Origin of the sequence: Tannerella sp., from assembly GCF_030528505.1 — a bacterium.
GTDB lineage: Bacteria > Bacteroidota > Bacteroidia > Bacteroidales > Tannerellaceae > Tannerella.
In genome coordinates this window covers 1-12,224 of record NZ_JAUMYS010000082.1, presented here as the reverse complement: position 1 = coordinate 12,224, position 12,224 = coordinate 1, and the positions used below count along the sequence as shown (strand labels likewise).

Here is a 12,224-nt window from a genome sequence, read left to right as displayed (position 1 = left end):
GAGGATATTTGATCGTTGTCGAAAGTCTCCGCGAACTTCGCGAGGATGTTTGATCGCTGTCGGACGTTCCTCAGCCGATGGAGGGGGCTACGGATTATCTGTTTTTTATTATCTTTGTCTGTCATTGACATAAACGGATAGAATCAAATGAAAACATTGGGCAATCTGATCTGGCTGATTTGCGGAGGCCTTCTCGCAGCCATCGAATACCTTCTCGCGAGCCTCCTGATGATGATCACGATTATCGGCATTCCATTTGGATTGCAAACGCTTAAGCTGGCCGGACTCATGTTATGGCCGTTCGGGCGACGGGTGGTCGATCAGGGCGGATCGAGCGGTTGTCTGTCGGTCATCATGAATATCCTCTGGCTTTTTTTCGGTGGATTCGGCATTTGCCTGACCCATCTGTTTTTCGGGATACTGCTTTGTGTTACTCTGATCGGAATCCCATTCGGGAAGCAGCATTTTAAGTTGGCCGGACTGGCATTGACCCCGTTCGGCAAGCACGTGGTATGATTTCCGTTTTTATTCGATCAGCCGATAGCGGGCGCGTGCCGTCTCGCGCGAGCATGCGTTGAAATGCCACCATTCGCTTTTGATGGTACGAAAGCCGGCCTCTTTCATGACTCGTCGCAGTAACCGACGATTTTCCAGCTCGCTTCGGGTGATTTTACCCGTCTGCACAAGCGCTTCTTCGTTGTCGGTATGAGCTTCCGATCCGAAGAAATCGTAAGGTGTACCCATAGGCAGCGGCTTCCCCGAAGCATCGACAATGGTCAGGTCGACGGCCATGCCGTAGTTGTGCAAGCCGCCTCCCTTGGCCGGATTAGACACGTAATAGGTCTTGTTTGTGCCGCGCACGAGGTTCCACATGATGCGTTGTACCGACATCGGGCGCGCGGCATCGTATACGAGTAACGCATAGCCCGGTTTTTCGCGTTGCAGGATCTGGTGCGCGCGGTATAGCTTCTGTGCCGCGTCGGAGTGCAGCCATGCTTTGGTCATTCCTTGATAGACGCTGCGACCCATGAAATTATCGGATGTAGCATATTTGAGTTGTACACGGATAGCCGGAACACTTTCGCGTACATCGATGTATCCCGCCGCTTTTAGTCGAGCATCCAACGATTGGGCATGCAGGCTTGCCGGAAGCAGGGCGGATATTACCCATATAATGCGTAGAAGGAGAGAACGTCTATACATCATGATGATCGGATCGGTTTATCCCGGCAGAGCGACTTGCTCTACCACATCGATGGTTTGTTTCAGGAAGAAGGAGGCCGTACTCAAAAATCGTTCGGCCGATTCGGTAGTCTGAAACCGGCAGTCTGCTCCCCTACTCAGTCGCGCATCCATTTCGGGATGACGTGTCAGGTAATCTTTCAGACTCGCGGCTACATACTCACCTTGCGGAAGAAGCGTGATGCCGGCCGGCAGATACCGGCGTATCTTATCGATCAGCAGCGGGTAGTGCGTGCAACCCAGAATGATCGTATCGATCTGCTCGTCCTTTGCCAGCAGACGGTCGATATGTTGCTTGACGAAATAATCCGCGCCGGGTGAATCGAACTCGTTGTTTTCGACTAACGGCACCCACATGGGGCACGCTTCGCCGACGACTGTAAGGGATGGAAACAGCTTGGCCAATTCTAACGCATACGATCGCGAAGCAATCGTACCGGACGTTCCCAGTACCCCGATATGTTTCGTCCGGCTGAGGCTGTCTACCACTTCCACCGTCGGCCGGATGACGCCGAGTACGCGTCGTGACGGATCGTCCCAATGCGGGAGGTTGCGCTGTTGAATCGTGCGCAGCGCCTTGGCCGATGCCGTATTGCATGCCAGAACCACGAGTGGACAGCCTTCATCGAACAGATGTTTCACCGCTTCACGCGTAAACTGATACACGACCTCGAACGAACGAGGCCCGTATGGAGCCCGCGCGTTATCGCCCAGATAGATATAATCGTAGTCCGGAAGCGTTTGTCTGATCTTCTCGAAGATGGTCAGGCCGCCGTAACCCGAATCAAAAATACCGATTGCCTTCATTATTCTTACAAAAAAGGATGCCGTCCGCACTACGGCGAAGGCACCCTTTCCAATCTTATGATATGCTAACCTTAAAGCCTTATTTAATTCCGAGTTTTGCTTTCACAAAATCGGTCGCGTCAATCGCGTTGTTGCCCTTGTAAAGCAATACTTGCGGGTTCAGGATGTAGGTGTATCCTTTTTCGTCGCCCACGGCCTTGATGGCATCCTGCATCTTCTGCTGGATCGGAGCGTACAGTTCCTGTTGCTTCTTCTGCATTTCTTGCTGAGCTACCGGAACGAAGTTCTGAATACGCGTCTCCAGATCCTGAATTTCCTGCTGACGACGCAGCTTGATGTTCTCCGTCAACGAATCCTGCTGCGACATATATTCCGAATACTTCTTCGTGTATTCATCCTGCATCGTCTTAAATTCCTTTTCATACTGTTCGTTGAGTGTTGCCAGTTGCTTTTCGACTGCAGAAACTTCCGGCATCACGTTGAAAATGTCGGCCGTGTTCACAATCGCGATTTTGTCCTGTGCGAATACTCCTAACGGAAGGAGCATAAAAATCAGCACTACTAACTTCTTCATTTCTCTATGATCTTTATAAAATTAAATATTTCGTTTTTTTCTAACAAGCGTCCAAAGGTACGGATTTATTTCGAATAACCCAATTTCATCAACACTTCGTTACTGATGTCGATTTTGGGCGAAGCGAAGATCACGCTGCCGGCCGAAGCACGGTCAACGACCATCTGGTAGCCTTTGTCCGAAGCAATCTCTTTGACCGCATTGTAAATTTCGTCCTGAATCGGCTTCATCAGGCTTTCGCGTTTCTTGTACAGCTCGCCGTCGGCGCCGAAATATTTCCGTTTCAGCTCCTGTGCCTGCTGTTCTTTTTTGACGATCTCTTCTTCGCGTTTCGTCTTCATCTCGGCCGAGAGGAAAACCAGATCGCTTTGATACGTCTTGTACATGTTCTGAGCCTCCTGCTGAATGGCTTCGATTTCGTTCTGCCACTTCTTCGAAAGCTGCGATAACTGTTCGTTCGTCATTTCATACGCCGGAATATTTTTCAGGATGTATTCCATATCGACGAGTGCGAACTTTTGCGCCATCGATGCCACCGAGCATAACAGCGCCATACTTATGAGCAAAATACTTTTTCTTTTCATAATCCTTATCCTTAAAAAATGATCTGTTCCTATTGACTCTAAAACTTGTGGATGGTTTGATTCGTTCTCTTTAAATTATATTAAAATTCCTGCCCTAAGACAAAGTGGAAATGACCTCCGCCGGTTTTAGGATAACCGTAAGGCTTATCGAATCCGTAAGCCCAGTCGATACCCATCATCCCGATCATCGGAAGGAAGATACGCACACCGACACCGGCCGAACGTTTCAAATCGAACGGATGGAAGTCTTTCACCGTGCCCCACGCGTTTCCGGCCTCCACAAAAGCCAGTCCGTAAATTGTTGACGACGGTTCCAGAATAAACGGATAGCGCAACTCCATCGACAGGCGTGAATAAGCATAGCCTTCGGGTACCTGGGCATTGTTTTGTCCGGCCAGCGACAAGTTGTCGTATCCACGCAAGCCGATCATCTCCGTTGCATAATAACCCGAGTAGCCGGTCATCCCGTCACCACCGACCTGAAATGTTTCGAACGGCGAAATTTTGTTCTTGTTAAAATAACCCAGAAAACCGTATTCTACGCGCGACATCAAAACGGGCGTACGTTTCGGACCGTTGTTCTGCGGTAGCGGAGTCAGCGGTAAGAAAACTTTTCCTTGAAATTTCCATTTATGATATTCGATGAGCTTATGCTTTTCGGCAGGATCGGTGATCTTTGCATAATCCTTACCGTCGAAAAGCGAGTAGGGCGGAGTCAGCGATACGGAAGCCACGAACTGGGAACCGAAGCGTGTGTACAATGGATTATCGATAGAGCTGCGCTGCAGGCTCAGGTCTATACTGACTTTATGGCAAACGCCATCCTTGATCACGAAATAACGATCCCAGTTTTTCAGACTGTACAACTGATAATTTAACGTCAGCATCGTGTAGAAGTAATCGTCCGGCCAGTTCAAACGTTTTCCAAACCCGAAATTCACTCCGATCATTTGGATATATTTATCCGGGTCATAAGCCGATTCGTAGAAACCGGATCCGCCATCGCCGTAATATCCCGAACGACCGTAATACCCGCCACCCATCAGCAGAGGGTTATAGCTTGAAATACGGTCTCTGAGGTAACGACTGTTGAAGTCGGTAATTTTCGAATAATAGGCACTCGCCGAGAACGTGTTGGGACGTTTGCCTCCAAACCACGGGTCGAGGAAAGAGATGCTGTACGACTGGAAGTATTTGCCGCTTGTCTGTCCGCTGATGGTGAACGTTTGTCCTTCGCCCTGCGGAATGATGCCGCGATAGGTTCCCGGATTGAAAAGATTCTTCATCGAGAAGTTATTGAATTTCAAACTCAGCTTTCCCAGAAGGCCTGTCGGGCCCCATCCGGCCGAGAACTCGACCTGATCGTTGGCTTTCGAAACGAGGTTATAGCGGATATCTACCGTTCCGTTCTCCGCATTGGGAATCGGCTCGGGATTCATCTTTTCCGGATCAAAATGCTGCGTTTGGGCAAGCTCACGCACCGAACGCATCAGGTCTTCGCGGCTGAAGAGTTGTCCCGGCTTCGTGCGTAATTCGCGACGGATGTTATTCTCATACAGGCGGTCGTTCCCGTTGATGATGATCTTGTTGATCGTTGCCTGCGGCCCTTCCTGAATACGGATTTCGAGCGAAATGGAATCGTTATCGACTTCTACTTCCACTGGGTCGGCGTAAAAGAAGAGGTAACCGTTATTATAGTATACGTTCGAAACGGCGTCGTCGTCAGACTGCAAACGCTCTTGCAGTTTCTTCTGGTTATAGACGTCGCCGGCTTTCATGTTCAGCAGGGTAGCTAATTGCTCCGTCGGATATTTGGTATTCCCTACAAACTGGATATCTTTCAGATAGTACTTGTTTCCTTCGTCGATCGTCAGGTAGATGTCTACATGCTTATCGCTGATGGTCACAATACTGTCAGACACGATCGTCGCGTCGCGGTAGCCGAACTCATTATACTTGTCGATGAGGTTCTTTTTATCGTTTTCATACTCTTCGCTCGTGAACTTTTTTGTGCTGAAAAGCTCTATCCAGCTGAGCTTAAATCGCTTCGAAAGGTCGAACTTCTCGTTCGTTTTCTTCATGGCTTTCTTCAGCGTGAAATCCGAGAGGGCGTCGTTACCGATGAGATGAATCTCCTGTATTTTTGTCTTTTGGTTCTTGTCGATGTTGACTTCGAGTATGACTTCACCTTCTTTTGAAACATCGCTGCGTTGCACCATGTCGACTTCGATGTTTTTAAACCCTTTGGCATCGAAGTATTTCTTGATGAGGGTCTCGGCTCGGTCTAAGACGTTCGGCGTAATCTGGTGTCCTTTACGCAAACCGAGCTTTACTTCCAAATCTTCCCGCTCGCTTTTCTTCACGCCGTTATAATGAATTTCGGCAATACGCGGACGTTGTTTCAGGCGAATCTCCAACCATACTTTGTTGTCTTCCATGCGGGTGGCCAGAATTTTCACGTCCGAGAACAGCCCGTGTTTCCAGAAGCGTTTAACCGCGCCGGTTATCTCATCGCCCGGAATGGTGACCTCATCTCCGACAGACAAGCCGGAGAAGCCGATCAGCACGAAATCGTCGTAGTTTCTTGCGCCCGTCACCTGAATGCCGGCAATCGTATAACGTTTCGGGGTGAGTGAATAAGAGATGGTCGGCACTTCACCCTGTGTTACGGTGTCTTTTGCCTCCGACGGAATCAGATCCGACAGTACGGTGCCGTTTACCTGCGCCGTACCTCCCCAAACCGTCATGCCCAACAAGGCAGTCATTATCAAGCGTATTTTTTTATGCATACACATCCTTCGTTATGATTGGTTTAATTGATCGCTCGTCTTGCCGAAGCGCCGCTCGCGCTGCTGGTAAGACCGGATGGCCTGATACAAGGCTTCTTCTCTGAAATCAGGCCAGTATATATCGGTAAAATAAAGTTCAGCATACGATAATTGCCACAGCAGAAAATTGCTGATGCGTTGCTCTCCTCCGGTACGAATCAGTAAATCCGGATCGGGGATATCGCGTGTCGTCAAACGGCTTGCGAAAAGCTCTTCCGTCACCTCTTCGGCACGGAGTTGTCCGCGGGCGGCTTCTTCGGTCAGTGCTTTTATAGCGTGCAGAATCTCCCAGCGCGACGAATAGCTCAAGGCCAGCACTAAGGTGGTACCCGTGTTGACCGACGTTTGACGCAGGCATTCGTCGAGTGTTGTCCGTACCTCATGGGGCAGACGGTCCAAGTCTCCGATAGCCATCAGGCGCACATTATTTTTCATCAAGTCGGGCGTTTCCCGGTGAATGGCTGCGACCATCAATCCCATCAGCGCATGCACTTCGGCTTCGGGACGGTTCCAGTTTTCCGTAGAAAACGTGTAGACCGTCAGGTAGCGCAGTCCGAGGGTGGTCGCCGCTTCCACCACCTTACGTACGGAGACGACCCCTTCGCGGTGGCCTTCGCTCCGGTCTTTCCCGCGCTCTTTCGCCCACCGGCCGTTCCCGTCCATGATAATTGCCACATGCTGCGGCAACCGGTTTTTGTCGATCTGTTCTATCAATGACATCTTTTCTTTTTCCGTCTAATGTTTCGATAATCCCATCAATGCATCAATGCCTTTGGCGCTGTTGCATTTCCGGTTGCGTGGACCGAAGTCCCACGTTAGGAACAGCGTCATGAGCGTATACCAATCCTGATTCTTCATCACACTGCTCTCTATCTTGTACGGAGCGTTCAGCTCCTTGTTTTCTAATCCGTCACCGAACAACTTGCGGACGGAAATCTCCAGTCCGACGTTGACCCGGTTCTTCATTTTATATTTCACGCCTGCTCCGATCGGGATGTTCAGGCTCGCGAACGTATCGCCGCTTCCGGAGGCTACCGTTCCGCCCACACCGAACAGCAAATAAGGCGCAATCCGTTTCGTGTTCAGGTACGCAAACTTATCGCTGTAAGGAAAAAAGTTGAACTCGAACTGTCCTCCCAGATCGAGTACGTTTCGTGTAAACGACGTCTGCAACCCGTTGGGGAATACGTTGTCGAGTCCGTTCGTGCTGCCGGATAGCTGCGCCCACGTCAGATTCCCTTTGAAGGCGATTCGAAAATTCGCGTTATACCGGAACATCATTCCGACCGACGGATTAAGTCCTTTCAGCACGGTATTCTTATTGGCATCGCCCATATAAAACGCACCTCCGCCCATCCCTCCGATTTCGTATCTGTATTCCTGTGCATACAGCGTCGCTACCGAAGCGGTGAGCAGAAAGACGGTCAGCCAGCGTCGAAAAAAAGTGATTGACATTTCTTTTGTTATTACAGTCATTACCTTTCTTTCTAACGTGAGAAACCGTGCAAAATTATCTTTCGTACGTCATTCCTTGAAGCCTAAACGATTTATACGTCCACGCCATAACTCGTCGAGTACAGCGCGATCATGCTTTTCTTTTCCGCCGAAAAGCAGCATGTAGTTATCTTTGTCTACCAGCAACGAAGCATAGCCCCGCGGTTGGAAGGTTTCAGGCAGTACGATCAGCTTATCGACCAGTGTCCACGACAGTCCTCTGTTTGCCGATCGGTAGATTTTCCGGGATGCTGTCTTCGAAGCATTGAAACCGCCGATCAGGTAAATCTGATTATCGTAAGAGGCAACAGCTGCTCCTTCGCATGGTTCCAGACGTGCCGTGGCCGAGTAGTTCAAGCTTATCCATGTCAGTCCGTCGGTCGTCTCCCACGAGCGATTGCTTAACTCGCCGTTTCGTTTTTTTCCGGCGACAACGAGCAGGTGGCGGTAGAAAACCGCCTCATAGCCGGCTGTTCCGAAGCCTTCGATCGGGAAATCTTCCGGCATCATCCGGCCGGTCGCCCACTCTCCTTTGGCATTCATCGACGCGAAATGCCATGAGTCGCCCTGCTTTACGATGGCAGCCAATGCCGACGGACGTGATGATTGCGTCACCGAATCGACAACGCCCAGCAAAGCCTTCACCTCCGGTGCACCGCTGACGACGGTCCAATCCGTACCGTTATCCGAACGGTACAGCAATCCGTCTGAAGCAGGTGCGTAAAGGGCTTCTTCGTAGCTGGTTATTTGGCTTAGAACAAGCTTCTTCCCGGAAAGACCGTTCAGCGAGGAGGAGGTCCATGTTTGGGCGTCATCCGACTGATAGAGCTGATAATCTCCGGACTGGCGTACAAACATCCGGTATTTGCCTTTCCACTCCAGCACGCGCTGTTCTTCTCTCTCTTCGCCCAGCAGGTTATCCGTTCGCAACCATGTCATCGAGTCCGGCTTTTGCCGATGGATATTCAATTTGGCCGTATACGTTTTTACGGATTTTCCGTTGTAGGAATAGACGTCGAAGCGGACGGGTTTCGAGAAGTCGAGCGAATCTCTTCCGTCCCAGTTCTTTCTTTCCTTGGTCGTTTCCTGATACACCTCAACGGCCGAGGGGCGCGGTCCGTCATATTCCACAGCGCAAAAGACTTTACGGTCAATAACGGTTCCGTAAGGCATGGAGTCCCGGTTAAAAATTTCGCCGTTCAGCTGGTCGATGGTAAAGACGACCTGTGCCAAGCCGCGAATGGAATCGTTTTTCAACGAAAAAGAAGCAATCTGGCAGTTGTCCTGCACCCATTCGAGCCCTTCGAGTTCTTTATTATTCAAGCAAGAAGACAACAAAAGAGCCGCCATGCCTGCGGCTATTCCTGATTGTAACCTGTTCTTTTTCATTGACACAATTATTATATTCTAAAATGAGAGCACAAAAGTAGAAATTTTTTTCCTTTGCCGCCCATATCGGGTCGGTTTTATATAATTTTAGTGTCCCTGTCAGGGATTTGTTTAGAAATGCTTATGCGTAAATATCGCCAGCGTATGGGGGGTACCACTGTCGGAAGGGATCGGTCGTTCTTCTTTCCATACGGCACCGTCGGCCGTCCGGATATCGGCTGCTTTTACTCCGCTCCCGAGCACGGCGGGCGTCGTTTCGATGCGTGCTTCGTCCCACAATCCCAGCTCCATAAAACGACGATGGAGCAAGGCGCCGCCTTCGACGAGCAACGATTGAATCTGCTTCTCGTGAAGCGACTGCAATATTTGCGGAATGAGAGGCCCCGTCAGATCGAGCGGCAGATATTCGGTCTGTCCTTCTACGCCGCTTTTTTTCGCGTTATAGAGGAACGTTCGTACGGAACCGTCGAACAGGGTGGCGGAGATCGGGACGCGCAAGGTGCGGTCGGACAAGACACGGACGGGATGTTTTCCCGCCCAATGGCGTACGGTCAGCGAAGGATTGTCGAGGTAAGCCGTATGGGTACCGACCATGATGGCGTCGACCTCGGAGCGGAGCTTATGCACCATGCGTACCGTAGTCGCACACGACAGACGCGCGGCGGGCACCGAGGCGTCCGTCCGTCGGCGGTCGAGAAATCCGTCGGCGCTTTGCGCCCATTTCAAGATGACATAGGGGCGACGTTGCGTCTGAGCAGTGATAAAAAAGCGGTTCAAGTGAAGAGCTTCCTGTTCCAGCACGCCTGTTTTTACGTCGATCCCTGCTTCTTTGAGTCTTCGGACACCTCGTCCCGAAACGGCCGGGAACGGATCGATGCAGGCGATGACCACGCGGGGGATTCGTTTGCGGATAATCAGTTCGGTGCAGGGCAGTGTTTTGCCGTGATGCGAGCAAGGCTCCAGATTGACGTAGAGCGTAGAGTCGCTCAGCAATGTCTCGTCGCGAACCGAAGCGATCGCATGTACTTCGGCGTGGGCACCGCCGAACTGCCGGTGATACCCTTCGCCGATGATGCGTCCGCGGTGCACCACCACCGCGCCGACCATCGGATTCGGCGCTACCATACCTGCTCCGGCGGCTGCCAGCGTCAGGCAGCGTGCCATGTATTTCTCGTCTGTATCCATCGGATGTGTCAAAAATTCCGTACTTTTGTCATCTGTTTGATATGGTTATGCAAGCAACAACGGCCTACATCCGGGAGACCCTCAGCGGAACGTATTCAACGGAAGAGATTCGGAATCTCACCCGCTGGCTTTTCGAACGCGTCTGCGGTCTGACGTTGGCCCGGCAAATCCTGTGCAAAGATAAGCAAATTGCCGAGACGGAGAAAGAAGCCATCCGCCGGGTAGTGGAGCGTCTGTCTCGTTCGGAGCCGATACAGTATATCTTGGGAGAGTGCGAGTTTCACGGGCTTCGGTTCGAGGTGACTCCTTCGGTACTGATTCCTCGTCCCGAGACGAGCGAGTTGGTGGAGTTGATTGTCCGCCGTCATCCCGAAGCGGGGCTGAAAGTGCTCGATATCGGTACCGGAAGCGGATGTATCGCAGTCTCTCTGGCCAAGATGCTGCATAAGGCGACGGTTACGGCCATCGACATTTCCGATGACGCACTGGCTGTCGCCCGGCGCAATGCCGAAACTCATCAGGTCGATGTCCGGTTCTTACAGGCCGATATTCTTTCCGAATCGTCGTTGCACGAAGTCGCTTTGTCGGCATTCGACGTGCTCGTCAGCAATCCGCCTTATGTAACGGAGCGGGAGAAAGCCGGCATGGAAGCCCATGTACTCAGGTATGAGCCCGCGCAGGCGTTGTTTGTTTCCGACAGCGACCCGTTGTGTTTCTACCGGCATATTGCAGCGCGAGGAAGAAAATGGCTGTCGGAAGGCGGGCGATTGTATTTCGAGATCAACGCGGCTTACGGAAAGGAACTCGTGTCGTTACTGAAGGCTATGGACTATCGCGATGTAGAGATAGGCCGCGACATATCCGGCAAAGAACGGTTCATCCAATGTTCAAAAACCTGAAGGAGATGGGAACGAAGAACGAAGCTGAAATGTTGCATCGCGCCGCGGCGTATTGTTCGACGGCCGAACGCTGTATTCACGATGTGCGCAAGAAGATCGCAAGCGCCGGCCTTTCGCCCGAAAGTGAGGAGCGCATCATCGCCCGTCTGATTGAAGAGAAATTTATCGACGAAACCCGTTTCTGCCGCAGCTTCGTCAACGATAAGCTCCGTTTCAACGAATGGGGGCGAATCAAAATGAGCTATGAGTTGAGGCGGAAAGGTATTGCGCAGAGCGTGATAGACGAGGCCTTGAATCAGGTTGATGAAGATGAGTATCGAGGCATCTTGACGGATTTGCTCCGACGTAAGAAACGTACGGTGCGAAGCGTTTCGGATGCAGATCTGTTTGTAAAACTCTGCCGTTTTGCGGCGAACAAAGGATACGAACAATCGCTCGTTATCCAATGTGTCAGACAGTTGTGTCAGGGAAGTACTTTCGATGACGACGATCTGGAATGATTTGCTGAACCTGTTTGACCCGCGTCTCTGTCAGCTCTGTAAAAAAGCGTTGCTGACGGAAGAGCGACAGCTCTGCCTGCCATGCCTGTGCGATCTCCCGCGAACATACTATCATCGGCGCGATGACCATCCTCTTCTTCCGCTTTTTGCCGGTATCTCTTCGTTTCGACATGTGACGGCCTTTCTTTTCTACAAAGAGGGAGGCCCCGTACAGTCGTTGATTCACTCGTTCAAATACAAAGGCAATAAACAATTAGCCGAGAGATTGGGACAGATGGCCGCTCAGGAGTTGCAGGCCGACAGTTTTTTTCGCGACGTGGAGGTGTGTATCCCCGTCCCTCTTCATCGGCATAGACAACGGACGAGAGGATACAATCAGGCGGAATGGATCGCACGGGGTCTGGCGGCGGTGTATCATTTCCCTGTCGATACCCGGACGCTTGTCCGTGCAGTCGATACCGATACCCAGACGCATAAGTCGGCTTACGAACGTCGTCTGAATGTAGCTGAAGCCTTTCGTCTTTCCCGGCCGGAACAACTCGCCGACAAGCATGTGTTGCTTGTCGACGATGTCCTCACTACGGGCGCTACCCTGCTTTCGTGTATCGACTGCCTGACGCAGATACCCCGTATCAGTATCAGTGTTTTTACACTGGCCTTTGCTTTGTAGGCAGATCGGTTACCTTTTTGGTAACTCATGTCACCTTTTTGGTTACTCGTGT

Annotated in this window: 13 protein-coding genes; 4 read left to right on the top strand and 9 right to left on the bottom strand. The window is 51.2% G+C overall.

Going from position 1 to position 12,224, the window contains the following annotated elements; all coding sequences use genetic code 11:
- The first annotated feature begins 147 nt into the window (after nt 1-147).
- Nucleotides 148-516 (top strand): YccF domain-containing protein, encoded by a 369-nt coding sequence (locus tag Q4A89_RS10770; RefSeq protein WP_303185470.1) that lies wholly within the window; start codon nt 148-150, stop codon nt 514-516.
- Nucleotides 517-525: 9 nt separating this feature from the next.
- On the opposite strand, the gene Q4A89_RS10765 is transcribed toward Q4A89_RS10770, so the two are convergent.
- From Q4A89_RS10765 to ribD, 9 genes are all read right to left on the bottom strand, one after another.
- On the bottom strand, nt 526-1,206 hold the full coding sequence (locus Q4A89_RS10765; protein WP_303185468.1) for a M15 family metallopeptidase: 681 nt from the start codon (nt 1,204-1,206) through the stop codon (nt 526-528).
- 15 nt (nt 1,207-1,221) lie between these two features.
- Nucleotides 1,222-2,049, bottom strand: a complete 828-nt coding sequence (murI, locus tag Q4A89_RS10760) for a glutamate racemase (protein ID WP_303185466.1) — start codon at nt 2,047-2,049, stop codon at nt 1,222-1,224.
- Nucleotides 2,050-2,128: 79 nt separating this feature from the next.
- Nucleotides 2,129-2,623 carry an OmpH family outer membrane protein gene (locus Q4A89_RS10755; protein WP_303185464.1) on the bottom strand — a complete coding sequence of 165 codons (495 nt, stop codon included), beginning with the start codon at nt 2,621-2,623 and terminating at the stop codon, nt 2,129-2,131.
- A gap of 65 nt (nt 2,624-2,688) precedes the next feature.
- The gene (locus Q4A89_RS10750) at nt 2,689-3,207 is read right to left on the bottom strand and encodes an OmpH family outer membrane protein (RefSeq protein ID WP_303185463.1); all 519 of its coding nucleotides are present in this window, start codon (nt 3,205-3,207) and stop codon (nt 2,689-2,691) included.
- 80 nt (nt 3,208-3,287) lie between these two features.
- Nucleotides 3,288-5,996 (bottom strand): outer membrane protein assembly factor, encoded by a 2,709-nt coding sequence (locus Q4A89_RS10745; protein WP_303185462.1) that lies wholly within the window; start codon nt 5,994-5,996, stop codon nt 3,288-3,290.
- Between the two features lie 12 nt (nt 5,997-6,008).
- A complete protein-coding gene (locus tag Q4A89_RS10740; protein ID WP_303185461.1) occupies nt 6,009-6,755 on the bottom strand; it encodes an isoprenyl transferase in 747 nt (248 codons plus the stop codon).
- Between the two features lie 15 nt (nt 6,756-6,770).
- Entirely contained in the window at nt 6,771-7,490 is a 720-nt protein-coding gene (locus Q4A89_RS10735; RefSeq protein WP_303185460.1) for a DUF6089 family protein, read from the bottom strand.
- A gap of 69 nt (nt 7,491-7,559) precedes the next feature.
- A complete protein-coding gene (locus tag Q4A89_RS10730; protein WP_303185458.1) occupies nt 7,560-8,918 on the bottom strand; it encodes a DUF6242 domain-containing protein in 1,359 nt (452 codons plus the stop codon).
- 111 nt (nt 8,919-9,029) lie between these two features.
- On the bottom strand, nt 9,030-10,103 hold the full coding sequence (gene ribD, locus Q4A89_RS10725) for a bifunctional diaminohydroxyphosphoribosylaminopyrimidine deaminase/5-amino-6-(5-phosphoribosylamino)uracil reductase RibD (protein WP_303185457.1): 1,074 nt from the start codon (nt 10,101-10,103) through the stop codon (nt 9,030-9,032).
- A gap of 47 nt (nt 10,104-10,150) precedes the next feature.
- Between ribD and prmC the strand changes: the two genes are divergently transcribed.
- From prmC to Q4A89_RS10710, 3 genes are read left to right on the top strand one after another with little or no spacing between them, the layout of a single operon-like run.
- The gene (gene prmC / locus Q4A89_RS10720) at nt 10,151-11,002 is read left to right on the top strand and encodes a peptide chain release factor N(5)-glutamine methyltransferase (RefSeq protein ID WP_303185456.1); all 852 of its coding nucleotides are present in this window, start codon (nt 10,151-10,153) and stop codon (nt 11,000-11,002) included.
- Nucleotides 10,987-11,502: a regulatory protein RecX gene (locus Q4A89_RS10715; protein WP_303185455.1), complete on the top strand. Its 516-nt coding sequence runs from the start codon at nt 10,987-10,989 to the stop codon at nt 11,500-11,502. The genes prmC and Q4A89_RS10715 overlap by 16 nt, the downstream gene beginning before the upstream one ends.
- The gene (locus Q4A89_RS10710) at nt 11,483-12,172 is read left to right on the top strand and encodes a ComF family protein (RefSeq protein ID WP_303185454.1); all 690 of its coding nucleotides are present in this window, start codon (nt 11,483-11,485) and stop codon (nt 12,170-12,172) included. Before Q4A89_RS10715 ends, Q4A89_RS10710 begins: the two co-directional genes overlap by 20 nt.
- The last annotated feature ends 52 nt before the right edge of the window (nt 12,173-12,224 follow it).

Coding starts and splice junctions, on each gene's coding strand:
- Q4A89_RS10770 (WP_303185470.1), top strand. CDS start 148: ATGAAAACATTGGGCAATCTGATCTGGCTGATTTGCGGAGGCCTTCTC.
- Q4A89_RS10765 (WP_303185468.1), bottom strand. CDS start 1,206: ATGATGTATAGACGTTCTCTCCTTCTACGCATTATATGGGTAATATCC.
- murI (WP_303185466.1), bottom strand. CDS start 2,049: ATGAAGGCAATCGGTATTTTTGATTCGGGTTACGGCGGCCTGACCATC.
- Q4A89_RS10755 (WP_303185464.1), bottom strand. CDS start 2,623: ATGAAGAAGTTAGTAGTGCTGATTTTTATGCTCCTTCCGTTAGGAGTA.
- Q4A89_RS10750 (WP_303185463.1), bottom strand. CDS start 3,207: ATGAAAAGAAAAAGTATTTTGCTCATAAGTATGGCGCTGTTATGCTCG.
- Q4A89_RS10745 (WP_303185462.1), bottom strand. CDS start 5,996: ATGCATAAAAAAATACGCTTGATAATGACTGCCTTGTTGGGCATGACG.
- Q4A89_RS10740 (WP_303185461.1), bottom strand. CDS start 6,755: ATGTCATTGATAGAACAGATCGACAAAAACCGGTTGCCGCAGCATGTG.
- Q4A89_RS10735 (WP_303185460.1), bottom strand. CDS start 7,490: ATGTCAATCACTTTTTTTCGACGCTGGCTGACCGTCTTTCTGCTCACC.
- Q4A89_RS10730 (WP_303185458.1), bottom strand. CDS start 8,918: ATGAAAAAGAACAGGTTACAATCAGGAATAGCCGCAGGCATGGCGGCT.
- ribD (WP_303185457.1), bottom strand. CDS start 10,103: ATGGATACAGACGAGAAATACATGGCACGCTGCCTGACGCTGGCAGCC.
- prmC (WP_303185456.1), top strand. CDS start 10,151: ATGCAAGCAACAACGGCCTACATCCGGGAGACCCTCAGCGGAACGTAT.
- Q4A89_RS10715 (WP_303185455.1), top strand. CDS start 10,987: ATGTTCAAAAACCTGAAGGAGATGGGAACGAAGAACGAAGCTGAAATG.
- Q4A89_RS10710 (WP_303185454.1), top strand. CDS start 11,483: ATGACGACGATCTGGAATGATTTGCTGAACCTGTTTGACCCGCGTCTC.